21 protein-coding genes and 1 tRNA gene are annotated in these 22,369 nt (G+C 63.7%); 12 read left to right on the forward strand and 10 right to left on the reverse strand.

The annotated features are described in order from the left end of the window. Positions 1 to 11 precede the first annotated feature (11 nt). Both GR158_RS07850 and greA read left to right on the forward strand, forming a co-directional pair. Positions 12 to 749, forward strand: a complete 738-nt coding sequence (locus tag GR158_RS07850) for an SURF1 family protein (RefSeq protein ID WP_160870654.1) — start codon at positions 12 to 14, stop codon at positions 747 to 749. An 88-nt stretch (positions 750 to 837) separates the two neighbouring features. Next, positions 838 to 1,320: a transcription elongation factor GreA gene (gene greA / locus GR158_RS07855; protein ID WP_160870655.1), complete on the forward strand. Its 483-nt coding sequence runs from the start codon at positions 838 to 840 to the stop codon at positions 1,318 to 1,320. 37 nt (positions 1,321 to 1,357) lie between these two features. Here the strand turns inward: greA and GR158_RS07860 are convergent, their stop codons facing one another. Then, positions 1,358 to 2,596, reverse strand: coding sequence for a saccharopine dehydrogenase family protein (locus GR158_RS07860; protein WP_160870656.1), 1,239 nt, complete (start codon positions 2,594 to 2,596; stop codon positions 1,358 to 1,360). Between the two features lie 38 nt (positions 2,597 to 2,634). Beyond that, positions 2,635 to 3,735 carry a carboxynorspermidine decarboxylase gene (locus GR158_RS07865; RefSeq protein ID WP_160870657.1) on the reverse strand — a complete coding sequence of 367 codons (1,101 nt, stop codon included), beginning with the start codon at positions 3,733 to 3,735 and terminating at the stop codon, positions 2,635 to 2,637. A 523-nt stretch (positions 3,736 to 4,258) separates the two neighbouring features. Here GR158_RS07865 and GR158_RS07870 point away from each other — a divergent pair. Together GR158_RS07870 and GR158_RS07875 are read left to right on the forward strand one after the other, a co-directional pair. Next, complete coding sequence (locus tag GR158_RS07870) at positions 4,259 to 6,490, forward strand: heavy metal translocating P-type ATPase (RefSeq protein WP_160870658.1); 2,232 nt, start codon at positions 4,259 to 4,261, stop codon at positions 6,488 to 6,490. Further along, entirely contained in the window at positions 6,487 to 7,056 is a 570-nt protein-coding gene (locus GR158_RS07875) for an SCO family protein (protein ID WP_371731629.1), read from the forward strand. The genes GR158_RS07870 and GR158_RS07875 overlap by 4 nt, the downstream gene beginning before the upstream one ends. Here GR158_RS07875 and GR158_RS07880 read toward each other — a convergent pair. Continuing rightward, positions 7,053 to 7,469: a helix-turn-helix domain-containing protein gene (locus GR158_RS07880; protein WP_160870946.1), complete on the reverse strand. Its 417-nt coding sequence runs from the start codon at positions 7,467 to 7,469 to the stop codon at positions 7,053 to 7,055. The two genes, GR158_RS07875 and GR158_RS07880, sit on opposite strands and share 4 nt — an antisense overlap. A gap of 345 nt (positions 7,470 to 7,814) precedes the next feature. Between GR158_RS07880 and GR158_RS07885 the strand changes: the two genes are divergently transcribed. Together GR158_RS07885 and GR158_RS07890 are read left to right on the forward strand one after the other, a co-directional pair. Beyond that, a complete protein-coding gene (locus GR158_RS07885; protein ID WP_202402198.1) occupies positions 7,815 to 8,858 on the forward strand; it encodes a murein L,D-transpeptidase family protein in 1,044 nt (347 codons plus the stop codon). Positions 8,859 to 8,874: 16 nt separating this feature from the next. Then, entirely contained in the window at positions 8,875 to 9,624 is a 750-nt protein-coding gene (locus GR158_RS07890) for a L,D-transpeptidase (protein WP_134649011.1), read from the forward strand. Between the two features lie 71 nt (positions 9,625 to 9,695). Here GR158_RS07890 and GR158_RS07895 read toward each other — a convergent pair whose 3' ends face one another. After that, positions 9,696 to 12,257, reverse strand: a complete 2,562-nt coding sequence (locus GR158_RS07895) for an FAD-dependent oxidoreductase (RefSeq protein WP_160870659.1) — start codon at positions 12,255 to 12,257, stop codon at positions 9,696 to 9,698. Between the two features lie 287 nt (positions 12,258 to 12,544). On the opposite strand from GR158_RS07895, the gene chrA reads away from it, so the two are divergent. The 5 genes from chrA to modC all read left to right on the forward strand — a co-directional run bounded on the left by chrA (position 12,545) and on the right by modC (position 17,464). Then, positions 12,545 to 13,954 carry a chromate efflux transporter gene (gene chrA / locus GR158_RS07900; RefSeq protein ID WP_160870660.1) on the forward strand — a complete coding sequence of 470 codons (1,410 nt, stop codon included), beginning with the start codon at positions 12,545 to 12,547 and terminating at the stop codon, positions 13,952 to 13,954. Positions 13,955 to 14,100: 146 nt separating this feature from the next. Then, a complete protein-coding gene (locus GR158_RS07905) occupies positions 14,101 to 14,247 on the forward strand; it encodes a DUF1127 domain-containing protein (RefSeq protein WP_134649008.1) in 147 nt (48 codons plus the stop codon). A 538-nt stretch (positions 14,248 to 14,785) separates the two neighbouring features. Next, positions 14,786 to 15,559: a molybdate ABC transporter substrate-binding protein gene (gene modA / locus GR158_RS07910; protein ID WP_160870661.1), complete on the forward strand. Its 774-nt coding sequence runs from the start codon at positions 14,786 to 14,788 to the stop codon at positions 15,557 to 15,559. 133 nt (positions 15,560 to 15,692) lie between these two features. Beyond that, positions 15,693 to 16,394 (forward strand): molybdate ABC transporter permease subunit, encoded by a 702-nt coding sequence (gene modB / locus GR158_RS07915; RefSeq protein WP_160870662.1) that lies wholly within the window; start codon positions 15,693 to 15,695, stop codon positions 16,392 to 16,394. Further along, complete coding sequence (gene modC, locus GR158_RS07920; protein ID WP_160870663.1) at positions 16,391 to 17,464, forward strand: molybdenum ABC transporter ATP-binding protein; 1,074 nt, start codon at positions 16,391 to 16,393, stop codon at positions 17,462 to 17,464. The genes modB and modC overlap by 4 nt, the downstream gene beginning before the upstream one ends. 15 nt (positions 17,465 to 17,479) lie before the next feature. On the opposite strand, the gene GR158_RS07925 is transcribed toward modC, so the two are convergent. The 3 genes from GR158_RS07925 to GR158_RS07935 all read right to left on the reverse strand — a co-directional run bounded on the left by GR158_RS07925 (position 17,480) and on the right by GR158_RS07935 (position 20,368). After that, positions 17,480 to 18,370: a hypothetical protein gene (locus tag GR158_RS07925; protein WP_202402199.1), complete on the reverse strand. Its 891-nt coding sequence runs from the start codon at positions 18,368 to 18,370 to the stop codon at positions 17,480 to 17,482. Positions 18,371 to 18,611: 241 nt separating this feature from the next. Next, positions 18,612 to 18,971, reverse strand: a complete 360-nt coding sequence (locus GR158_RS07930; protein WP_160870664.1) for a winged helix-turn-helix domain-containing protein — start codon at positions 18,969 to 18,971, stop codon at positions 18,612 to 18,614. A gap of 59 nt (positions 18,972 to 19,030) precedes the next feature. Next, positions 19,031 to 20,368, reverse strand: coding sequence for an aspartate aminotransferase family protein (locus tag GR158_RS07935; protein ID WP_160870665.1), 1,338 nt, complete (start codon positions 20,366 to 20,368; stop codon positions 19,031 to 19,033). 224 nt (positions 20,369 to 20,592) lie between these two features. Here GR158_RS07935 and GR158_RS07940 point away from each other — a divergent pair, with 224 nt between their 5' ends. Further along, positions 20,593 to 21,141: a cupin domain-containing protein gene (locus tag GR158_RS07940; RefSeq protein ID WP_134649002.1), complete on the forward strand. Its 549-nt coding sequence runs from the start codon at positions 20,593 to 20,595 to the stop codon at positions 21,139 to 21,141. A gap of 45 nt (positions 21,142 to 21,186) precedes the next feature. On the opposite strand, the gene GR158_RS07945 is transcribed toward GR158_RS07940, so the two are convergent. From GR158_RS07945 to GR158_RS07955, 3 genes are all read right to left on the reverse strand, one after another. Beyond that, the gene (locus tag GR158_RS07945; RefSeq protein WP_134649001.1) at positions 21,187 to 21,375 is read right to left on the reverse strand and encodes a YegP family protein; all 189 of its coding nucleotides are present in this window, start codon (positions 21,373 to 21,375) and stop codon (positions 21,187 to 21,189) included. A gap of 261 nt (positions 21,376 to 21,636) precedes the next feature. After that, complete coding sequence (locus tag GR158_RS07950) at positions 21,637 to 21,924, reverse strand: hypothetical protein (protein ID WP_134649000.1); 288 nt, start codon at positions 21,922 to 21,924, stop codon at positions 21,637 to 21,639. A 171-nt stretch (positions 21,925 to 22,095) separates the two neighbouring features. Continuing rightward, positions 22,096 to 22,169 (reverse strand) — tRNA-Gln (locus GR158_RS07955). Positions 22,170 to 22,369: the final 200 nt, after the last annotated feature.

Genomic DNA, 22,369 nt, shown 5'->3' on the forward strand with positions numbered 1-22,369 from the left:
GCGGGGCCGGCATGCAGACGCATCAGCCAAGGCCGCAGGACGGCGGGCAACCATCGCCGCGCGCCCGCAAGGTTCTCACGGCGTTCCTCGTCCTGCTCGTGGCGGTGTTCGTAGGGCTCGGCACCTGGCAGGTGCAGCGGCTCTTCTGGAAGCTCGACCTGATCGCGCGGGTGGATGCCCGGGTCCATGCCGCGCCGGTAACGGCGCCTGCGGCTCCCGTGGATGCCGCCGCGGACGAATATCGCCATGTCACAGCCACCGGACTTTTCGAACACGACAAGACCGTGCTCGTCCAGGCCGTTACGGAGCGCGGCGCGGGCTTCTGGGTGATGACGCCGCTTCGGGCCGATGGCGCCCGGACGATCCTCATCAATCGCGGTTTCGTTCCCGCCGACCGCAGCGGCGAGGATGCACGCCTCGGCAGCGAACTGGCCGCCGGTCCGGTCACGGTGACGGGCCTGCTGCGGATCAGCGAGCCGGGCGGCGGTTTCCTGCGCGCCAACGATCCCGCGGCCGACCGCTGGTTCTCCCGCGACGTGGCCGCCATCGCTGCGGCCAAGGGGCTTGAGAATGTCGCGCCCTATTTCATCGACGCGGATGCAACGCCCAATCCGGGCGGCCTGCCGGTTGGCGGCCTGACCGTCGTCACCTTCCGCAACAGCCACCTCGTCTATGCGCTGACCTGGTATGCGCTGGCGGTGATGAGCGCGTTCGCGGCCTACAGCGTCCACCGCCGCCGCTTCGTCTGAAATCCCTTGCATCCCCCCGCATGCAGCGCTTTGCAAAGCAGTCGAACGACCCTACATAGTGACGTCGGTCGTCAAACGGAGTTCAGGTGTGAGCGTTGCCTTCGTCAAGGAAGAGAGTGCGGAAACAGCAGCGGAAACCCAGCTGCCGGATCGGCCCATCTCGCCGCATCAGAACCTCGTCACGGAAACGGGCCTGAAGGCGCTCGAGGCGCAGCTGCAGGCCGCGCGCGAGGCGTTCGAGGCGGCCAGTGCGCTTGAGGATGTGAACGAACGCCGCCGCCAGACGGCCGGTCCCGTGCGCGATCTGCGCTATCTCGCGGAGCGGCTGCGCACGGCCCAGCTCGTGCCGGCGCCGACCGCGAACGATGTCGTCGCCTTCGGCAGCACCGTAACCTTCAGCCGCGACGACGGACGCGTGCAGACCTACCGTATCGTCGGCGAGGATGAGGCCGACCCCAAGGCGGGTTCGATCTCCTATGTCTCGCCCGTCGCGCGCAAGCTGATGGGCAAGGCCGTCGGCGATGTCGTCACGGTGGGCGAGCAGGAACTCGAGATCGAGACCATCGCCTGAAACGAAAAAGGCCGGCTTGCGCCGGCCTTCTCATATCTTAGAAGCTGACGGCGCGATCGCCGTCCTCGTCCTGGATGCGCGTCGGCAGGCCGATGCGGTTCAGGAGGTTGATGAACGGCCTCGGCGGCAGTTCTTCCACATTGGCCATCTTCTTGACGTCCCACTCGCCGGTGGCGACGAGCATCGCGGCGGCGACGGGCGGAACGCCGGCAGTGTAGGAAATGCCCTGCGAACCGACTTCCTCATAGGCTTCCTTGTGGTCGGCCACGTTGTAGATGAAGACGGTCTTTTCCTTGCCGTCCTTCAGGCCCTTCACATAGTCGCCGATGCAGGTCTTGCCTTCGTAGCCGGGCGCGAGCGACGCCGGATCGGGCAGCACGGCCTTGACGACCTTGAGCGGCACGACTTCCAGGCCTTCCGCCGTCTTGACCGGCTGTTCGGAGAGCAGGCCGAGGTTCTTCAGCACCGTGAAGACGTTGATGTAGTGATCGCCGAAGCCCATCCAGAAGCGGACATTGGCGCCATCCATGTTCTTGGCGAGCGAGTGCACCTCGTCATGGCCGCAGAGATAGGCGCGGCGCGTGCCGACGACCGGCAGGTCGTAATCCTTGCCGATTTCGAACATCTTGTTGGTCTGCCACTGGCCGTTCTGCCAGGAATAGACGACGCCGGTGAATTCGCGGAAATTGATTTCCGGGTCGAAGTTCGTGGCGAAGTACTTGCCGTGGCTGCCGGCGTTAATGTCGACGATGTCGACATCCGTCACCTTGTCGAGATATTCGTCCTTGGCGAGCTTGGCATAGGCGTTGACGACGCCCGGGTCGAAGCCGGCGCCGAGGATGGCGGTGATGCCCTTCTCCTCGCATTCGGCCGCACGCTTCCACTCGTAGTTCCCGTACCACGGCGGCGTCTCGCAGATCTTGCCCGGCTCTTCGTGGATCGCCGTGTCGATATAGGCGACGCCGGTATCCATGCAGGCGCGCAGCACCGACATGTTGAGGAAGGCGGTGCCGACATTGATGACGATCTGCGACTTCGTGGACGTGATCAGCGCCTTGGTGGCCTCGATGTCCAGCGCGTCGAGGGCATGGCCTTCGAGAACGCCCGGCTGCTTCATCGCGTTCTTCTCATGAACGGACGCGATGATCTTGTCGCACTTCGCCTTGGTGCGCGAAGCGATGTGGATGTCGCCGAGCACGTCGTTATTCTGGGCGCATTTGTGCGCCACGACCTGTGCAACGCCGCCGGCGCCGATGATGAGCACGTTTTTCTTCATGTCCCGGAATAGCTCCTTCTGGGGTTGATGGGGGAGATTTAGGAAAGGCTTGCTTCGTAGTCCGCGTAGTCGAATTCGCGGACGGTGCGGATGCTGCCATCCAGTTCGCGGATGGCGATCGCCGGCATTTTCACGCCGTTGAACCAGTTCTTCTTGACCATCGTATAGCCGGCCGCATCCTGAACGGAGATGCGGTCGCCGACCTTCAGGCGGTTCTCGAAGTTGAATTCGCCGAAGATATCGCCGGCCAGGCACGACTTGCCGCAGACCATGTAGCGGTGCGGGCCGGTGTTGGGCGAAATCTTGGCGTTCTCGCGGTAGATCAGGAGATCGAGCATGTGCGCCTCGATCGACGAGTCGACGATGGCGAGGTCCTTGCCGTTGTTGAGGATGTCGAGCACGGTCACTTCCAGCGAGGTCGATTTGGTGATCGAGGCTTCGCCCGGCTCGAGATAGACCTGTACGCCGTATTCACCGGCAAAGCGCTTCAGCCGCTCCGCGAATCGTTCCAGCGGATAGTTCTCGCCCGTGAAGTGGATACCGCCGCCGAGGCTCACCCATTCGGCCTTCTTCAACAGCGGCGCGAACGTCTCCTCGATCGTACCCAGCATGCGATCGAAGAGGTCGAAGTCGCCGTTCTCGCAGTTGTTGTGGATCATGAAGCCCGAGACGCGGTCCATCACCGGCTCGACCTTTTTCACATCCCATTCGCCGAGGCGCGAGAAGGGGCGGGCAGGATCGGCAAGGTCGAAGCTCGACGAGGAGATGCCGGGATTGAGACGCAGGCCCCGCACGATGCCGGCCGCCTTGTCGGAGAACCGGTCGAGCTGGCCGATCGAGTTGAAGATGATCTTGTCGGCGTGGCTGATCACCTCGTCGATCTCGTAATCGGCATAGGCGACGGAGTAGGCGTGGGTTTCCTTGCCGAACCGCTCGTGCCCCAGGCGCACTTCGTTGAGCGACGAGGAGGTCGTGCCGTCCATGTAGTCGCGCATGAAATCGAAGACCGACCAGGTGGCGAAGCACTTCAGCGCCAGCAGCGCCTTCGCCCCGGACAGCTCGCGCAGCTGCGCGATCTTTTCCATGTTGGCGAGAAGCTTCGACTTGTCGATCAGATAATACGGCGTCGTAAGGGACATGCGGGACCTGTCTTGTGCGGTGGATGGCCGCCGGCGCAAACCGGCAATGCGACGAAAACGCGATGAGGAGGCGCAAACCGTCCGCTTCGCGTGGCTCAGGAAAGGGAAAAGCCGCTGTTACGGTATCGTCGTGCGGACACGGCGATGTGACAGCGCCTTGGCGCTGTTGCCCCGGTCGCGATACCTGGCGAGAAAGAGATTGGGCAGGCGCGGCGTCTTCACCGGGCGCAACGATGCGGCCGGCGTAACGGCATAAAAGCCAGACCGTGCCCCATGGGCACTGATCGAAAAGCGTTCTTCCGTTCGGGGGGCATCCGAGCCCATCCCCGATTGGAAGAGGGCGTGCCAAGACATGGCGTCCTCCCCAACCAGCAGATGAAACCTGCAACAAGTGGCGCTCTCTAACACGAGGCGGCCGGAAATATCAATGTGGCTTCCGCTGCGATTTTTTTCGATTTCGCTCTTGCACCTCTAGTCGCTAGAGGTCGTAGACCATCCTCACGATAATGAAGAGGATTGTATGATGTCCGATGTGAAAGAGACGCGTTTCCGGGTCGAGGGCATGGATTGCGCGTCCTGCGCCAGCAAGATCGATACGGCGGTGCGCCGCATGCCCGGCGTGTCCGACGTCTCGGTTTCCGTCACCGCCGGTACGATGCGTGTGCAGCACGATCCGGCGAGCGATCTTGAGGCAGTCCGCAGGAAAGTGTCGGGCCTCGGCTATGTCGTGACGCCGGGTGCTGCCCTTGCGGGAGGCAATCCCGCATCGGAACACGCACATCCGGACTGCGGTCATGCGCATGCGCACGACCATGACCATTCGCATGGCCACGACCAGGGAGCAAAGGCCGCCGCCATCGAAGGCCTGCACGGCCACGATCACGGCCCCTCGGAAGGCCCCTGGTGGAAGGGCAAGAAGGGCCGGCTGACCATTCTTGCCGGCGCCGCGCTCGTGATCGCCTATGGCGTCGGCCACCTGTTTCCCGCCATTGCATCCTATGCCTTTCTCATCGCCATGATCGTCGGCCTCGTGCCGATCGGGCGGCGCGCCATCATGGCGGCGCTTGCCGGCACGCCCTTCTCCATCGAAATGCTGATGACCATCGCGGCCGTCGGCGCCGTCATCATCAATGCGACGGAAGAGGCCGCGATGGTCGTCTTCCTCTTCCTCGTCGGCGAGCTTCTGGAAGGCGTGGCTGCCGGCAAGGCGCGCGACAGCATCCGCTCGCTTTCGACCCTCGTGCCGAAGACGGCGCTGCTGGAGGAGGACGGCCGCACCAAGGAGGTGCCGGCCGAGGCGCTTCCCGTCGGCGCGGTCATCCTCGTGCGCCCGGGCGACCGGATTTCCGCCGACGGCACGATCATCGAAGGCGAGAGCGCCATCGACGAGGCGCCGGTGACGGGTGAAAGCACGCCCGTCCGCAAGGAGACCGGCGACACGGTCTTTGCCGGCACGGTGAACGGCGACGCGGCATTGCGCATCCGGGTCACGGCGGCAGCCGCCGACAACACGATTGCCCGCGTCATCAAGCTGGTCGAGGAAGCCCAGGAATCCAAGGCGCCGACCGAGCGCTTCATCGATCGCTTCTCGAAATATTACACGCCCGGCGTCGTCGTGGTCGCTGCGCTCGTCGCGATCATCCCGCCGCTCGCCTTCGGCGGCGTCTGGAGCGAATGGGTCTACAAGGGCCTCGCGGTGCTGCTGATCGGCTGCCCCTGCGCGCTCGTCATCTCCACGCCGGCGGCCATCGCCGCGGCCCTGTCGGCCGGAGCCCGCCGCGGCCTGCTCATGAAGGGCGGCGCCGTGCTGGAAGGTCTGGGCAAGCTCACCGCCATCGCCTTTGACAAGACCGGCACGCTCACCGAGGGAAAACCCGTCGTCACCGATGTCGTCGCCTTCTCGTCTCCGGCCGAAGAGGTGCTGCGCCTCGCCGCAGCGCTGGAGGCAGGCTCCAGCCATCCGCTGGCGCTCGCCATTCTCGCCAAGGCCGCCGAGGACGGTGTCGTTCCCACGGTCGCCACCGGTTCGCGCGCGCTGGGCGGCAAGGGCGTCGCCGCCACCGTCGAGGGCAGGGACGTCTTCCTTGGTTCGCCGAAGGCCGCGGCAGAGCGCGTCGCGTTGTCCGAAGAGGTGCAGGCTGCGACCGTGGCGCTCAACGATGACGGCAAGACCGTGTCCATGCTGATCGTCGATGGCGTGCTGGCCGGTGCCATCGCCATGCGCGATGAACCGCGCGCGGACGCCGCCGCCGGCTTGAAAGCCCTGAAGGACCTCGGCATCAAGACCGTCATGCTGACGGGTGACAACGCCCGCACCGCCAAGGCCGTCGGCACCCAGCTCGGTATCGCGGTACGCGCCGAACTGATGCCGGAGGACAAGCAGCGCATCGTCGGCGAGCTGCAGCGGGAAGGCTTCGTCGTCGGCAAGATCGGCGACGGCATCAACGACGCCCCGGCGCTCGCCGCCGCCGATGTCGGCATCGCCATGGGCGGGGGAACGGACGTGGCGCTGGAAACCGCCGATGCCGCCATCCTGCACGGCCGGGTGGCCGACGTGGCGCTGATGACGGACCTCTCGAAGCGCACCATGCGCAACATTGTCGAGAACATCGTGCTCTCGCTCGGCCTCAAGGGTGTCTTCCTCGTCACGACCATTATCGGCGTCACCGGTCTGTGGCCCGCAATCCTCGCCGATACCGGCGCCACCGTGCTGGTCACGTTGAACGCACTGCGTCTCCTCAGGCCGATCAAGTGACGCGGCGCAGGACAATCCTCGGCCTCTGCGTGCTGGCCCCGATCGTCGGAGCGACGGTCGCCGCTCAGATGCCGGCGGAGGAGACGCCCAGGCAACGGGTCTTCCGGCTCGAAACCGTCGACGGCAAGCCGTTCGGGTCCGCTGATCTCGCCGGCAGGCCCTATCTCGTCTTCTTCGGCTTCACCCATTGCCCGGATGTCTGCCCGACCGCGCTTTTCGAGTTGAGCGGTCTCCTGAAGGAGATCGGTCCGGTGGCGGATCGCATCACGCCGCTCTTCGTCTCGATTGATCCCGAACGCGACACGGCGGAACTGCTCAAGCTCTACATGACGTCCTTCGATCCCCGCATCGTGGCGTTGCGGGGCGATGCGGCTCAGACCAGGCAGGCTGCGGATGCCTTCTCGGCCACATACAGGAAGGTGGAGACAGCGTCCGACAGCTACACGATGGAGCACACCGCCGGGCTCTTCCTCATCCGCGCGGACGGGCGTTTGCAGGGCATGCTCGACATGCACGAGCCGCGTGCGGTCCAGCTCCAGAAACTGAAGCTGCTGGCCCAGATTTAGCCGTGCTCGTCGTGGCAGAGTTCGTGATTGGCGAGCGCGCGGATGACATAGCAGTCGCGCACCTGGTCGGAATGGCAATGGCTGGTGATGCGCACCAGCTCGGCTTCCAGCTTCTGGAGCCGGGCGATCTTGCGGCGAACGGCAGAAAGCTGTTCGGCGGCGATGCGGTCGGCATCGTGGCAAGGGCGCTCGGGATGCTGGCTGAGATCGATCAGTTCACGGATGGCATCGAGGGTGAGCCCGAGATCGCGCGCATGGCGAATGAAGGCGAGCCGGTCGCGTTCGTCGCTGGAGTAACGCCGCTGGTTGCCTTCGGAACGTTCGGCCGGTGCGATCAGCCCCATCTGCTCATAGTAGCGGATCGTGGGAACCTTGACGCCCGTTGCCCTGGAAAGATCGCCGATGGTCAGCATCGTTTCGCCTCGTCGCATGCACTCGCCCACAGATGGACGTGGAGGTCATGAAAATCAAGTTTTCCGGCTCTTCCCATCGTGCGGACAGCGCGCGGCAAGGTTCTGACATTTTTTTGTACGTGCCGTGATCGTTGGACGAAAGAATGCCGCAAATCTGGGGTTGAAGCTCTGGTGGCAAGAGGGTTTAAGCTCCGGCCGATCCTGGTCGGCTCCGTGTCGCCGACCGCGGCATGAAGCCGCAAAAGAAACAAGATTAACGAAGTTCTAAGCAATCGCTTGGACTCTAGACGAGACGGGCGCCGCGCGATTGCGGCGCGCCGAACTTCCAACAACCGAAACAGACCGATGTTTGTGCTTCGCCAACGCTCCGATACCAAATCCGCCCGCCCGCGCCTTTCCCTGCTCGCGCGCCTCGCCGCCGCTACGGTTGCCGGTGGCCTGCTTGCCGGCTGCATGGCCATGGACGTCGCCTCGCTTGCGGAAGCGCCCAAGCTTTCCAACAAGGTGAAGGCGGAAATGTCGAAGAAGAAGATGCGGCCGGAAAGCCCGGTCCTCGTGCGCATCTTCAAGCAGGAGAGCGAGCTGGAGGTCTGGAAGGTCGATGCCAGCGGCAAATATGCCCTGTTCAAGACCTATCCGATGTGTCGCTGGTCCGGAAAGCTCGGCCCCAAGACGAAGAGCGGCGACCGCCAGGCACCCGAAGGCTTCTACCATGTCTCCGCCGGCATGCTGAACCCGAACTCGCAATATTACGTGTCGTTCAATCTCGGCTATCCGAACCGTCTCGAATCGGCGCTCGGCTATACCGGCGAGGCGCTGATGGTGCATGGCGCCTGCTCGTCGTCGGGCTGCTATGCCATGACGGACCAGGGCGTCGGCGAAATCTACGCCATCGTGCAGAAGGCGCTCGAAGGCGGCCAGCAGCGTTTCCAGGTGCAGGCCTTCCCCTTCCGCATGACGACGGAGAACATGGCCAAGCATCGCGGCGACCCGAACATGCCGTTCTGGCGCACGCTCAAGGAAGGCTACGACGCCTTCGCCTTCACGCGCCAGCAGCCGAAGGTTTCGGTGTGCGGCGGGCGCTATGTCTTCAACCGCGAATTCGTGAACGGCGAGCCGAGCGATCCGCTCGCCCAATGCCCGGCGACCGTCGACGGTGTACAAAATGATGTGATCGCGAAGATCGGCGCGGAACAAAAGAAGCTGGATGCGGCTTTCGCCGCTGCCACACCGGTTTCGAGCTTCGCCTATGTGGACGGCGGCATGCATCCCAGCTTCCGCTCGCTTTTGAAGCAGCAGGGCGCGAAGGGCATGGCATCACGCATCTCTCGCACCAAGTATCCGGTGAGCCGGCCAGACGCCGCGCTTGCCGATCCCTATGACAAGTAAGGTGTGAGGGCGTTCGTTGACATTTGAAAGCGTAACCCGCCGGACTTTCCTCCTGGGCAGTGCCGGACTGGCGACGACGGTCCTGGCCGGCTGCACCACGGCCCGGGAACGGGTCGAAGTCAGGCCCGAGCCTGTCGTCGACAACAGCATCTATGCGGCCATGTACGGCCCCAAGGATGACGAGCAGTTCCCGCTGCCCGCCATTCCCTACCAGAAGATCGATCCGCGCTTCTACCGCCAGATGGTGCCGAACCCGACCGGCGAGCGCCCCGGCGTCATCGTCGTCGATACGGCGAACCACTTCCTCTACCTGACCTATGAGAACGGGCAGGCCATGCGCTATGGTGTGGGCCTCGGCCGCGCCGGCTTCGAATGGGCGGGCCGCGGCGTCATCCAGTACAAGCGCGAATGGCCCCGCTGGACGCCGCCGGACGAGATGATCGCCCGCCAGCCCGAGCTGGAACCCTACAGTTCGCGAAACGGCGGCATGGAGCCGGGCCTCAAGAACCCGCTCGGCGCCCGTGCGCTCTACATTTTCCGCGACAAGCAGGATACGCTCTACCGCATCCATGGCTCGCCGGAATGGTGGACGATCGGCAAGTCCGTGTCGTCGGGCTGCGTGCGCATGATCAACCAGGACGTGGTCGACCTCTACAACCGCGTGCAGAGCGGCACGCCGATCGTCGTGCTCGGTGCCGCAGCCCCTGCCATGGCGGCGGTCGATCAGCCGATGCCCGTCTATGACGAGGCCACGCCGGTCTACTGAGATTTGCCTGAGCAATAAAAAAGGGCGTGCCAGCAACTGCCGGCACGCCCTTTTGCTGTCTGCGAAGCCGCTTAGGTGCGCGGCTTCAGGTTTTCGGGGTCGTAGAGCGGCTTGTAGCCGATGCTGACCACCTCGACGGGGTAGATCTCGTCGAAATAGGAGATGTTGAGCTTGCGGCCTTCCTGGCAATAGGCATGCGGCAGGTAAGCCAGCGCGATGTTCTTGCCGATGGTCGGGCCGAAGGCGATCGACGTCGTGTAGGAGCGGCGGCCGAGCTCGTCGATCAGCACTTCGCCGGTTTCCGGGTCCATGACCGGCAGGTTGCCGAGCGGATAGCGCTTCACACCGTTTTTGTCCGTATTCTCCGTCATGACCAGCGTGCAGAGCATGGCGGGCTGGTGGGGCCTGGCCTTGTATTCCAGATGCTTCGCCTTGCCGCGGAAATCCGCTTCCTTGACCTTCGGGCGCGCCAGGTCGGCCTCGATCAGGTTGTACTGGGTGAGCAGGTCGGCGTTCTGCAGGCGCAGGCTCTTTTCCATGCGGCGCGAGTTGGCATAGGTCTCGACGCCGACGGCCATGGCGCCGGTGGAGCGCAGCGCATCCCACACGGCCAGGCCGTCCTCGTACTTCATGTGCAGTTCCCAGCCCTGCTCGCCGACATAGGAGATGCGGAAGGCGGTGACCTGCTTGCCGGCGATCTCGATCGGCTTGATGGCCGCGAACGGGAAGTTCTCGATATCGAGGCCGGCCGGATCCGCGACGACCTTCTTGAGGTTTTCGCGGGCGTTCGGGCCCCAGATGCCGATGGTGATGTACTTTTCCGAGGTATCGGTGATCGTGACGTCAAGGCCGCGATCTTCGGCGACGCGCTTCATATAGTGGAAGTCGCGCGGGCCGGCGTCGGCGCCGTTGACGAGGCGGCAGCGGTCGGCCATGCGGAAGACCGTGAAGTCGGCGCGCACCATGCCCTCGTCGTCGAGGAAGTGGGTGTAGATGCCCTTGCCGATATTGCCGTCACCGCCGATCTTGGCGGCGCAGAGCCATTCGAGAAGCTCGACATGATCGGGGCCCTCGATATCCACCATGTGGAAATGCGAGAGGTTGATGATGCCGCAATCCTCGCTGAGCGCCAGGTGCTCGGCATTGGAAACACGCCAGAAATGGCGGCTGTCCCACTCGTTCTCACGCACTGGAACGCGGTCGCCGTACTTTTCCAGCAGATGCTCGTTGGCCTTGTAGCCATGCGCACGCTCCCAGCCGCCGAGTTCCATGAAGTAGCCGCCGAGCTCGACTTCGCGCTCGTAGAAGGGCGAGCGCTTGACGCCGCGCCCCGAGGCATAGGGTTCGCGGTTGTGCACGGCGGGGAAGTAGATCTTCTGCGCCGCTTCGAACGTGCGGCCCTCGATGAACTTCTCTTCCAGCTGGTGCGGGTAGAAGCGCGAATAGTCGATCGAGTTGTGGTCGATCTCGGTGCGTCCGTCCGTCATCCAGTCGGCGATCAGCTTGCCGTAGCCGGGGCCGTCCTTGACCCAGATGGCGACGCAGTACCAGAGACCGCGCACCTTCTGGCTTTCGCCGCAGGACGGTCCGCCGGCGGCCGAGACCTGGAGGAGGCCGTTGAAGGAATGGCTTTCATTGTAGCCGAGTTCACCGAGGATCGGCGTCAGCTCCATTGCCTTTTCGAGCGGCTCGAGGATCTGCTCCATATCGAGATCGCGCTGCGAGGGCGATAGGCGGGCTTCGTTCTTCTCGAGGATGTCGCGCGGATGGCACAGCCGCGGATTGGTGGTCTCGTAGTAGCCCCACTCGATCTGGCCGCCTTCGGTGGTCTTCGGGTCGCCGGTATCGCGCATATAGGCCGAGTTGCCCTGGTCGCGCAGCAGCGGATAGCCGATTTCCTTGCCGGTGCCTTCGAATTCGTTGTACGGGCCGAAGAAGGTCAGCGGATGGTCGACCGGCATGACGGGCAGGTCCTCACCGACCATTTCGGCGATCAGGCGGCCCCAGATGCCGGCGCAGACGATGACATGGTCTGCCATGATGGTGCCGCGATGGGTGACGACGCCCTTGATACGTCCACCCTCGACGATGAGCGACTTTGCCGGTGTGTTGGCGAAGGCCTGCAGCTTGCCGGTCTTCTCGGCAGCATCGACCAGCTTGCCGGCGACGGTCTGCGAACGCGGGATGACGAGGCCGGCATCCGGGTCGAACAGGCCGCCCTGCACCTGGTCCTCCTCGATCAGCGGGAACTTTTCCTTGATCTCGGCGGGCGACACGTAGTGCGCGCGCGTGCCGAACGCCTTGGCGGAGGACAGCTTGCGCTTGATTTCCTCCATCCAGGTGTCGTCGCCGGTGCGTGCGACCTCGAGGCCGCCGATGCGGGCGTAATGGCCCATCTTCTCGAAGAAATCGATGGAATACTGCGTCGTCCAGACCGAGAGATAGTCATGGCTCGTCGTGTAGCAGAAGTCCGAGGCATGTGCCGTCGAACCGATGTCGGTCGGGATGCCCGACTTGTCGATGCCCACGATATCGTCCCATCCGCGCTCGATGAGATGGTGGGCGATCGACGCGCCCACGATGCCACCCAAACCGATGATGACGACCTTCGCCTTTTGCGGAAATTCTGCCATGTGCTGGACCCCGATGAGAAATTTGAGGCCGACTTTAGGGCCTCGTTCTGCGCCATTGCAGCCTGTCTGCGACGGCTCCGCGACCAGTTCCGACAGTCGCGGGAATGGCAGCACGACCCTAGCCGATCATGCCGCCGGCGCAACGCAATTCATGATGTCGGGCGCTGGTCAGGTTTTGCCCGGGTCTGCGCTTCTTTGGAAAGCCATGCCGATGAACGGCATGTCACATTTGCTATATATCGGCAGGCTAAAGCGCCGGGGGGCGCAGAGACCAGGGAGGCGAGACATTGGCAGGCGATACGGCGGTCCGGGCGGATGCTCCGCCCAACGACCACGCGCACGGTGTCTCCATCGGCGAAGCGGTGGGCGTGTGGGCGCGGGTGGCGGCGCTGAGCTTCGGCGGCCCGGCCGGGCAGATCGCGGTCATGCATCGTATCATCGTGGAGGAGAAGCGCTGGATCGGCGAGAGCCGCTTCCTGCACGCGCTGAACTACTGCATGCTGCTGCCCGGCCCGGAGGCGCAGCAGCTTGCCGTCTATATCGGCTGGCTGATGCACCGCACGCTGGGCGGACTGATCGCAGGCCTGCTGTTCATCCTGCCCGGTTTTCTCGCCATTCTGGCGCTGAGCTACGTCTATATCGTCTTCGGCGATGCGCGTGTGGTGGAGGGGCTATTCTTCGGCCTCAAGGCGGCGGTGCTCGCCGTGGTCGTGCAGGCCGTTTTCCGCATCGGCAGCCGTGCCCTGGCCAATCCCGCGATGATCGCCATTGCCGGCACGGCCTTCATCGCCATCTTTGCCTTCAAGGTGCCGTTTCCGCTCATCGTCGCCGCCGCGGCCCTGATCGGCTATCTCGGATCGAAGTCCGGGATGCGGCTTTTCCGCGTAAGCGCCGGCCATGCCGCCACCCGCGGCGCGGTGCTGCAGGACCGCGATTCGCTTTTGGGGGAGGCGACACCTGCCCATGCCCGGCCGGATTTGCGCTGGTCGCTGAAGATCTCGGGCGTGCTGCTCTGTCTCTGGCTCGGCCCCATCGCGCTGATCTGGTTCTTTGCAGGCGGCGACAGCGTTTTCACCCATATCGGCATCTTCTTCAGCAAGATGGCGGTCGTCACCTTCGGGGGCGCCTATGCCGCGCTTGCCTATGTCGCGCAGGAGGCGGTGCAGCACTATGGCTGGCTACGGCCCGGCGAAATGCTGGACGGGCTCGGCATGGCGGAAACGACGCCGGGACCGCTCATCATGGTGCTGCAATTCGTCGGCTTCCTCGGCGCCTATCGTGATCCCGGCGGCCTGAACCCGATGGTGGCGGCGACGTCGGGCGCGATCCTCACGACCTGGGTGACCTTCACGCCCTGTTTTCTCTGGATTTTCCTGGGTGCCCCCTTCATCGAGAGGCTGCGCGGCAACGCGGCGCTGTCGGGCGCGATGTCCGCCATCACCGCCGCCGTGGTCGGGGTCATCCTGAACCTGGCCGTCTGGCTTGCGGTGCATACCCTGTTCCGGACGGTAACCGTACTCTCGGCCGGGCCGCTGCATATCGAGCTCCCGGTGCTTTCGACGCTGATCCTGCCGTCGGCCCTGCTGGCCGCGGCGGCGGCCTTTGCGCTCTTCAAGCTGAAAAGCACCGTGCCGGTGACGCTGGGCCTGTCCGCACTCGCCGGAATCGGCTGGGTTCTGCTGACTGGCGGCAACTGACCTGTCCGAACCCATGCGTTTGTTGCATGGGTGACGTGCGGGCTTTGCGCTGTACCGCAGTGCAGCATTGCGGTACAACACAGTCATCGAAAGACGCGGCGCCACGGATCGGTGCCGAACGGAGAGCCTCAGGAAAGGGGATCATCATGAACATGGCACGTTCCTTCAGCAATTGGCGCAAATATCGTCAGACCGTCACCGAACTCGGCCGCATGACCGAGCGGGAACTCAACGATCTCGGTATCGCACGCTCGGATATCCGCCAGGTCGCCCGCAACGCCGTCGGCTTCTGACCGACTGGCCGCACGACGGCAGGAATTTGGAAGCGCCCGCTCTTGAGCGGGCGTTTTTGCATTGCGAAGGACGCCGGCGAGGGCAGGGCCGGCAGGATATCTTCAGGCATTCGCTACGCGCATAACGCATGGCTGCTTTGCAAAACGATGCCTATGAAATCATCAGGAATCGGATATAGTCATACCTATCGAAGCAACGTACCTCCTCCCACGAAGCTTCGATGTTTGCAGAAGGCCTACTCCTCCTCCCAAGGCCGACTGCGGGAATGGCGACACTCCTCCTCCCAGTCGTCATTCGGTTCTATCGGAAAGCCTGCCGCACCTCCTCCCGCGGCAGGCTTTTCCATTTCTGGACCCCGGCAACGCCGCGCCCTTCCTTGTCGCCACGTTTTCCCGATGCTTTCGTTTGCAGGCAATCTGCATTGCATGCGTTATCGGCATCATTGTGTTCTCGAAAATATAACGCTGGCAAAATGGCGGGCAGCGATATATTCACGAGGATATCACGCTGCCGGAAGGCGGAAATGGGAGAACAGGAATGAACCGTCGTCTGCTTCTGAAACTCGTCTTCGCCGCCTTTGCCGCTTTGCCGCTGGCCTTGCCGGCCATTGCCGCCGAGAAGGTCACGGTCTTCGCAGCCGCCAGCCTCAAGAATGCGCTGGATGCGGCGAATGCCGCCTGGCAGGCCGAAACGGGCAATGAGACGACCGTCTCCTATGCCGCGAGTTCGGCACTCGCCAAGCAGATCGAAGCGGCGGCTCCCGCCGATCTCTTCATCTCGGCTGATCTCGCCTGGATGGACTATGTGGCCGAGAAGAAGCTGATCAAGGACGAAACCCGCTCCAACCTGCTCGGCAATCGCATCGTACTCGTGGCGCCGAAGGATGCGGCCAAAGCGGTCGACATCAAGGAAGGTTTCGATTTGGCCGGCCTCGTGGGTGACGGAAAGCTCGCCATGGGCGCCGTCGACAGTGTCCCGGCCGGCAAATACGGCAAGGCCGCGCTGGAAAAGCTCGGCGTCTGGCCGTCCGTCGAAAGCAAGGTCGCCGGCGCCGAAAGCGTGCGCGCCGCGCTCGCGCTGGTATCACGCGGCGAGGCGCCTTATGGCATCGTCTATGAAACGGATGCCGCCGCCGATCCGGGCGTTGCCATCGTCGGCACCTTCCCGGAAGACAGCCACCCGCCGATCATCTACCCAGTCGCCATCCTCGCGGAATCCCGCAGCCCGGCGGCGGCCGCCTATCTCGACTTCCTGAAATCCGAAAAGGCCGCGCCATTCTTTACCGGGCAGGGTTTTACCGTCCTGAAATAGCGCGAGTTTCACGATAGCCCTGCGATGTACGGTCGGGGCCGTTTCTATTTCATTTTGCGATTGGCGATCGTATGACCTCGTGGCACCCCCCTCGCACCGCCTCCGAAGATACCCACGAGCCGGGAGCGGTATCGTGGACTGGCTAGCGCTGAGCGCCGAGGAATGGACCGCGATCCGGCTGAGCCTTTGGGTTTCGTCGGTGGCGGTGCTCGTCAGCCTGCCGCTCGGCATTCTCGTCGCGCTGGCGCTGGCACGCGGCCGCTTCTGGGGCAAGTCGCTGCTGAACGGCATCGTGCACCTGCCGCTCATCCTGCCGCCGGTCGTGACGGGCTTCATTCTGCTCATCCTGTTCGGCCGGCGCGGCCCGGTCGGCTCCTTTCTCGATGATTGGTTCGGCATCGTCCTGTCCTTCCGCTGGACGGGCGCGGCGCTGGCCTGCGGTGTCATGGGCTTTCCGCTGATGGTGCGTTCCATCCGGCTCTCCATCGAGGCGGTCGACCGCAAGCTGGAGGAGGCCGCCGGAACACTCGGGGCAAGTCCGCCCTGGGTTTTCCTCACCGTCACGCTGCCGCTCATCCTGCCTGGCGTGCTGGCCGGCTTGATCCTCGCCTTCGCCAAGGCAATGGGCGAGTTTGGTGCCACCATCACCTTCGTCTCCAACATACCCGGCGAAACGCAGACATTGTCGGCTGCCATCTACACCTTCACACAGGTGCCGGGGGGCGATCAGGGCGCCATGCGCCTCACGCTGGTCGCTATCGCCATTTCCATGGTCGCGCTGCTCGCGTCGGAAATCCTCGCCCAGCGCATTGGCCGCAAGGTGCATCTCGAATGAGCCTCGTCGTCGATATCCGCCACCGCCTCGGCGCTTTTTCGCTGGAGGCCGCCTTTTCCTCCGATGGCGGCGTGACGGCATTGTTCGGCCGGTCCGGCTCGGGCAAGACCTCGCTCATCCGCATCATCGCCGGCCTGACGCGCCCCGCGGACGGCCGTGTCCAGCTCGACGGCGACGTGCTGGTCGATACCGCTGCCCGCCGCTTCGTGCCGCCGCATTGTCGCCGTTTCGGCTATGTCTTCCAGGAGGCCCGCCTTTTTCCGCATCTCACGGTGCGCCGGAACCTCGATTACGGCCGCTGGTTCGCGCCGAAAGGTGCACGGGCGGAAAACCCTGGTCGCATCATCGATCTGCTCGGCATCGGAAGCCTGCTCGACCGCCAGACCGCTCATCTCTCGGGCGGTGAAAAACAGCGCGTCGCCATCGGGCGTGCGCTCCTGTCGTCTCCGCGTCTTCTGCTGATGGACGAGCCGCTGGCGGCCCTCGATGACGAGCGCAAGGCGGAAATCCTGCCTTATCTGGAGCGTCTGCGGGACGAGGTCGGCATTCCCATCGTCTATGTCAGCCATTCCGTCGCCGAGGTTGCCCGCCTTGCTGACACGGTGGTGCTGATGGCCGCTGGACGCATCGAGGCCATCGGGCCGGCATCCGATGTGTTGGGCGGTCCGCGCCTTGCCTCCGCCATGGAGCGCCGCGAAGCCGGCAGCGTCCTGACCGGCCGCGTCGAGGCAAACGACGCGGCCCATGGCCTCGCCACCATCCGCCTCGAAGGCGGTGCCGCACTGCTGGTGCCCGGCGCGAAGGCCTCGCCCGGCGAGACGGTGCGGCTTCGCATTCCCGCCCGCGATGTCATGGTGGCAACGGCCCGCCCGGAAGGCTTGAGCGCGCTGAACATCCTTGAAGGCACGCTGGAAGCGATCGAGCCGGACGGGGAGGGCATGGCAAGCCTGCGCATCGCCTGCGGCGGCGATCATGTCCGCGCCCGCATCACCGCGCTTTCGGTCGAGCGCCTTGGTCTCGAGCCCGGACTGCCGGTTCATGCGGTGATCAAGACGGTCGCGCTGGAATAGGCGGTTTGAACAAGGTCAGGCCGGTTTGTTCCCGAAGCTGACGCCAATGAACTCGTTATCGGCGGTGCGACGGGTCCGGGTCTGCGTTCCCGGTGTGCGGATCGCATGGTCGTGCACATGTACGCCGTAGATATGCTCGATCCATTTTGCATTCTTGCAAACCCGCCGCGCCCGCAGCATGTTCCAAGGTGCAATCTTGCGCATAGCGTGTTCGTCGTTGAACTCGTTCACGGCCAGCCATTCGCCAACCCACGGGTTCACGGTGATGTCACCGACATCGTCCAGATAGACCGGCACAAGCGGCAGATACTTCTCCGGCGAATCGGCGAAGACGGCCAGTGAATCCTTGGCCGAGGAATAATAATCGACGTCGATCGAGGCAAAACCGATGGGTGCATCCGCCCCAACCGTGCGCAGGAAGGCCGGCAGCGTCTCGGTGATCGGCCCCAGGATCAGTTCACAATTGGCGGGCAGGTTTTCGCGGAGCCGTTCAGAGTCCATCGGGAAGTCACCCGCAGCATAGGCTTCCGGCAGATCGCGGTAGTCGACCGGCTCCGGCATGCCGGTGCCCGTGTCGAAACCCACAATCCGGAACTCCACCCCCGTGACCTTGGTGACCTGCTTTGCAATGCGGCAAATATTAAGAAGGCCGGCTCCCGCTGCAACACCGAATTCCAGCAGGGTCAGGCGCTTATAGCCCCACTCGTTGGCGAGGTCGGCAGCTCGCAGGATCGGGAAAGCATACTGCGGGCGGATCACCAGATCGAAGTCGACCTTGCAACGAAAGCTCCCGAAGCCGGCGACGAACAACGACGCCAGGTTGATGTGCAGTGGTTCCGTCAGACGCTCCACCGCGACGCGCGCAAGCTTGTCCTTACGAAAGATTCTCTTGAAAAGCGGGTTCATCTGCGAATCTCCATGCTGCCTTATCGCCTCCATGGCCAAAAGGACGTGAGAGAACGGTGAATTAAGGTCTCTGACCCTCTTAAACGCAGCCTGTTAATCAAGCATTACGCTTCAATTTAAGAGTGTATTTCCCTGACGCCTTTTGACGCATCGTCCCGGAGATCCAATGTTTTTTGTTTGAGGTAATACTGCTGCCCACAGGCAGTGGCGCGCTGATCTTCACTCAGAACGCCGGTGGCGATCACTCCGCCAAGTGGGTGACGATCCAGCCGATATCGTCGACAAGGGCCGCTTCCGCCTTCTTCTCCATGGTGTGGTAGTGCGCGATCAGCGCTTCGCCGAACGGTGTCAGCACGGCGCCGCCGCCCTGCTTGCCGCCGCGCTGCGATTCCACCACGGGTTCGCGAAACAGGCGGTTCATCTCGTCGACCAGAAGCCACGCGCGCCGATAGGACATGTCCATCGCCCGGCCGCCGGCGGAAATCGAGCCGGTTGCCCGGATATGCGTAAGAAGTTCGATCTTGCCGCGCCCGATGCGACCCTCCGGCTCGAACTGGAGGCGGAAGATGAGTTTGGGTGCGCGCTTGCCGGCTGCTGACATGAAAAGGGCCCGTGCTGATGACGGGCCCACATATAACAGCGTTTCCCGCGCAGGAAAGCTCAGGCCGCGCGCTTCAGCGCATCGCCGAGGATCGAGACGATATCCTCGAAATGCGTCTTCTCGGCAATCAGCGGCGGCGAAAACGCGATGATGTCGCCGGTCACGCGGATGAGCAGGCCCTTCTCGAAGCAATCCACGAAGACATCATAGGCACGCGCGCCCGGTGCGCCGTCGCGCGCGGCAAGCTCGATGCCGGCGATGAGGCCGATCGTGCGGATGTCGATGATATGCGGCAGGCCCTTCAGCGAATGCATCGCCGCATGCCAGTCGTCCTGCAGCTCCGCACCGCGGGTGAAGAGGCCCTCGTCACGGTAGATGTCGAGGGTGGCGATGCCCGCGGCGCAGGCGGCGGGATGGCCGGAATAGGTGTAGCCGTGGAAGAGTTCGATGGCGTTTTCCGGGCCGTGCATCAGCGCGTCGTGCACCTTGCGGCTGGAGAACACCGCGCCCATCGGGATCGCGCCGTTGGTGAGCCCCTTGGCCGTGGTCACGAGGTCGGGCGTCACGCCGAAATAGTCGGTGGCGAAGGCTGCGCCCAGACGGCCGAAACCGGTGATGACCTCGTCGAAGATCAGCAGGATGCCGTGCTTGTCGCAGATCGCGCGCAGCTTTTCGAGATAGCCCTTCGGCGGGATCAGCACGCCGGTGGAGCCGGCGACCGGCTCGACGATGCAGGCGGCAATGGTTTCCGCGCCATGCAGCGCGACGAGGCGCTCCAGATCGTCGGCAAGCTCCGCGCCATGCTCCGGCTGGCCCTTCACATAGGCATTCCTGGCGAGGTCATGCGTGTGGCGCAGGTGGTCGGAACCGGCAAGCTGCGGAAAGACGCGGCGGTTGTTGACGATGCCGCCCACCGAAATGCCCCCGAAGCCGACGCCGTGATAGCCCCGCTCGCGGCCGATCAGGCGCGTGCGCGTGCCCTGGCCGATGGCGCGCTGATAGGCGATGGCGATCTTCAGCGCCGTATCCACCGACTCCGAGCCGGAGCCCGTGTAGAATACACGGTCGAGCTTGGCGCCATCAGGACCGGGCGCGATTTCGGCCAGCCGCTCGGCGAAGTCGAAGGCGATGGGATGGCCCATCTGGAAGGAGGGCGCGAAATCCATCTGCGTCAGCTGACGCTCCACGGCGGACGCGATCTGCCGGCGGCCATGGCCGGCATTGACGCACCACAGGCCCGCGGTGCCGTCCAGCACCTGCCGACCGTCGCTGCTGGTGTAGTACATGCCTTCGGCGGCGGCGAGCAGGCGCGGCGCGGCCTTGAACTGGCGGTTGGCGGTAAAGGGCATCCAGTAGCTGTCGAGCACCGGCGCATTGGGTTTGTTGTGCACGTTCATGGCGAAGTCCTCCAGGGGCGGATCCGGCAAGGGCGCAACGGCGCACCACCGGAATTGCGAAAATCGAAAGGAAGAGCATGTCGGAAATGCTCTGGCTGGCGGGATTGTCGCCATGATTTGCAAGGCCGAACAAGTCCTTTTCTTCTTGACGCCAAGCGATTGAAAAGAAAGGATGGAGGAAGAGAGAGTTTCGCTATTTCGAACATATAGAACAGGCGGAGGCCATGTCGGTCGATATCGGGGGCAGGCTGCGCTACCTGCGCATGGCCCACAACCTTTCCCAGCGCGAACTCGCCAAGCGCGCCGGTGTCACCAATTCCACCATTTCGCTGATCGAATCGAACGCGTCCAACCCGTCCGTCGGCGCCCTGAAACGCATTCTTGACGGCATCCCGATCGGCCTTGCGGAATTCTTCGCCTTCGAACCGGACCGGCCGAAGAAGGCCTTCTACCGCGCGGACGAACTGACGGAGATCGGCAAGGGCGGCATTTCCTACCGGCAGCTGGGCGACAACCTCTTCGGCCGCAGTCTGCAGATCCTGAAGGAGTGTTACCAGCCCGGCGCCGATACGGGAAAGGTGCCGCTGGTGCACGACGGCGAGGAGGGGGGCATCGTGCTGTCGGGCCGCCTCGAAGTGACCGTGGATGACGAGCGGCGCATCCTCGGGCCGGGCGATGCCTATTACTTCGAAAGTCGGCGTCCGCATCGCTTCCGCTGCGTCGGCCCGGTGCCTTGCGAGGTCATCAGCGCCTGCACGCCGCCGACCTTCTGAACGGCAAAAAGCCCGCCGGTGGCGGGCTTTCCAAAAACGGGCCGATCAGGCCTTGGGTGCGGTGTTGTCTTCCACCGGCGCGTCGGGACCATTCTTCTTGATCGAATCGATGGCGTTCTGTGCGCTGGCCTTGCTGGAATAACCTTCCGTGGAAAACATCACTTCGCTGTTGTACTTGAAGCGAACACGAAACTCGCCGGCCTTGTCCTTGTAGATTTCAAACTTGTGTGCCATGGGCTTCCCTCTACGCTGTTGTGAATCAGGCAACCACAACGTGCCAGCCGGCGCCTGCGCTGACAAGAGGCACGTCCGCGCCGGTCCACCTGTTTATTAGGAATCGAGCAAGAGCGCCGCAAGCAGCGTTCAAGGCCGGATGCTGGGAAGATCGGCGATGATCAATGGCGCAGGCGAACTGCGTCTGCCAGGGCGGAACGCAGTTTGCCAGTGCGGGCGATGCCAGCAGCACCGCGCCGGCCACAACCCAGGCGCGCCGCATCAGGCGGCCTTTTTCTTTCGAAGCGAGAAGAGGGTCAGCGCGGCCGCACCCAGCCCGTAAAGCGCCCATTCAACGGGCAGAAGGTCCGCGGTCTCGCTGCGGATCGGCCGGTAGGCCACGGTGCCGGGCCGCGTCTCGAGCCCCGTCTTGCCCTCAGCCTGGGCCTGCGCGATCTGCTGGGGAGAAACCTCCCATTCCGCACCGCGCCACGTGTCATACGCCATCTTGCCCGCTCCCACGGCAACACCCACGACGGCGGCAATGACAAGGTTCCTGACTGTCGACATGCTTGATTTCCCTCATGATTTCCGCAGGGAAAATAACCACGCCCCGCTGCGCAGGCAAGGCCGATATGGCGTGATTTGCCGATCCGGCAGAGGAGAAGGCGCAACGACCGTTCCGCCGAGCACGGCAGGTCCGAAGCCAAGGTTCTCTGATATGATTTTCGGGAGGAAGATTGGCTGGGGAACCTGGATTCGAACCAAGATTAACGGAGTCAGAGTCCGTCGTTCTACCGTTGAACTATTCCCCAGCATGGCGGGTCGGCTTGGCCGGCGCCTGTGAGGCGGGCTTATAAACAAAAGATGGCGAGATGCAAATGGTTTTTTCCGGAAAATCGTGACGGCGTCGCCGGCGGCATGGGTATGGGGGACGCGGTCCGGCGCGTGACCGGGCGGGCTGTCGTCGTGGCGTCACAAAAAGAATTTGGCGAACGGGGCGCGCGCTGGTAAT

Origin of the sequence: Shinella sp. AETb1-6 (assembly GCF_009826875.1) — a bacterium.
GTDB lineage: Bacteria > Pseudomonadota > Alphaproteobacteria > Rhizobiales > Rhizobiaceae > Shinella > Shinella sumterensis.

What these genes read in the sequence shown, in the direction of transcription:
- GR158_RS07895 (WP_160870659.1), bottom strand. Translation starts at nt 12,257, where the DNA reads ATGGCAGAATTTCCGCAAAAGGCGAAGGTCGTCATCATCGGTTTGGGT.
- GR158_RS07925 (WP_202402199.1), bottom strand. Translation starts at nt 18,370, where the DNA reads ATGAACCCGCTTTTCAAGAGAATCTTTCGTAAGGACAAGCTTGCGCGC.
- GR158_RS07945 (WP_134649001.1), bottom strand. Translation starts at nt 21,375, where the DNA reads ATGGCACACAAGTTTGAAATCTACAAGGACAAGGCCGGCGAGTTTCGT.
- GR158_RS07930 (WP_160870664.1), bottom strand. Translation starts at nt 18,971, where the DNA reads ATGTCAGCAGCCGGCAAGCGCGCACCCAAACTCATCTTCCGCCTCCAG.
- GR158_RS07865 (WP_160870657.1), bottom strand. Translation starts at nt 3,735, where the DNA reads ATGTCCCTTACGACGCCGTATTATCTGATCGACAAGTCGAAGCTTCTC.
- GR158_RS07880 (WP_160870946.1), bottom strand. Translation starts at nt 7,469, where the DNA reads ATGCTGACCATCGGCGATCTTTCCAGGGCAACGGGCGTCAAGGTTCCC.
- GR158_RS07870 (WP_160870658.1), top strand. Translation starts at nt 4,259, where the DNA reads ATGTCCGATGTGAAAGAGACGCGTTTCCGGGTCGAGGGCATGGATTGC.
- modC (WP_160870663.1), top strand. Translation starts at nt 16,391, where the DNA reads ATGAGCCTCGTCGTCGATATCCGCCACCGCCTCGGCGCTTTTTCGCTG.
- GR158_RS07850 (WP_160870654.1), top strand. Translation starts at nt 12, where the DNA reads ATGCAGACGCATCAGCCAAGGCCGCAGGACGGCGGGCAACCATCGCCG.
- GR158_RS07860 (WP_160870656.1), bottom strand. Translation starts at nt 2,596, where the DNA reads ATGAAGAAAAACGTGCTCATCATCGGCGCCGGCGGCGTTGCACAGGTC.
- modA (WP_160870661.1), top strand. Translation starts at nt 14,786, where the DNA reads ATGAACCGTCGTCTGCTTCTGAAACTCGTCTTCGCCGCCTTTGCCGCT.
- GR158_RS07950 (WP_134649000.1), bottom strand. Translation starts at nt 21,924, where the DNA reads ATGTCGACAGTCAGGAACCTTGTCATTGCCGCCGTCGTGGGTGTTGCC.
- GR158_RS07940 (WP_134649002.1), top strand. Translation starts at nt 20,593, where the DNA reads ATGTCGGTCGATATCGGGGGCAGGCTGCGCTACCTGCGCATGGCCCAC.
- GR158_RS07885 (WP_202402198.1), top strand. Translation starts at nt 7,815, where the DNA reads ATGTTTGTGCTTCGCCAACGCTCCGATACCAAATCCGCCCGCCCGCGC.
- GR158_RS07905 (WP_134649008.1), top strand. Translation starts at nt 14,101, where the DNA reads ATGAACATGGCACGTTCCTTCAGCAATTGGCGCAAATATCGTCAGACC.
- GR158_RS07935 (WP_160870665.1), bottom strand. Translation starts at nt 20,368, where the DNA reads ATGAACGTGCACAACAAACCCAATGCGCCGGTGCTCGACAGCTACTGG.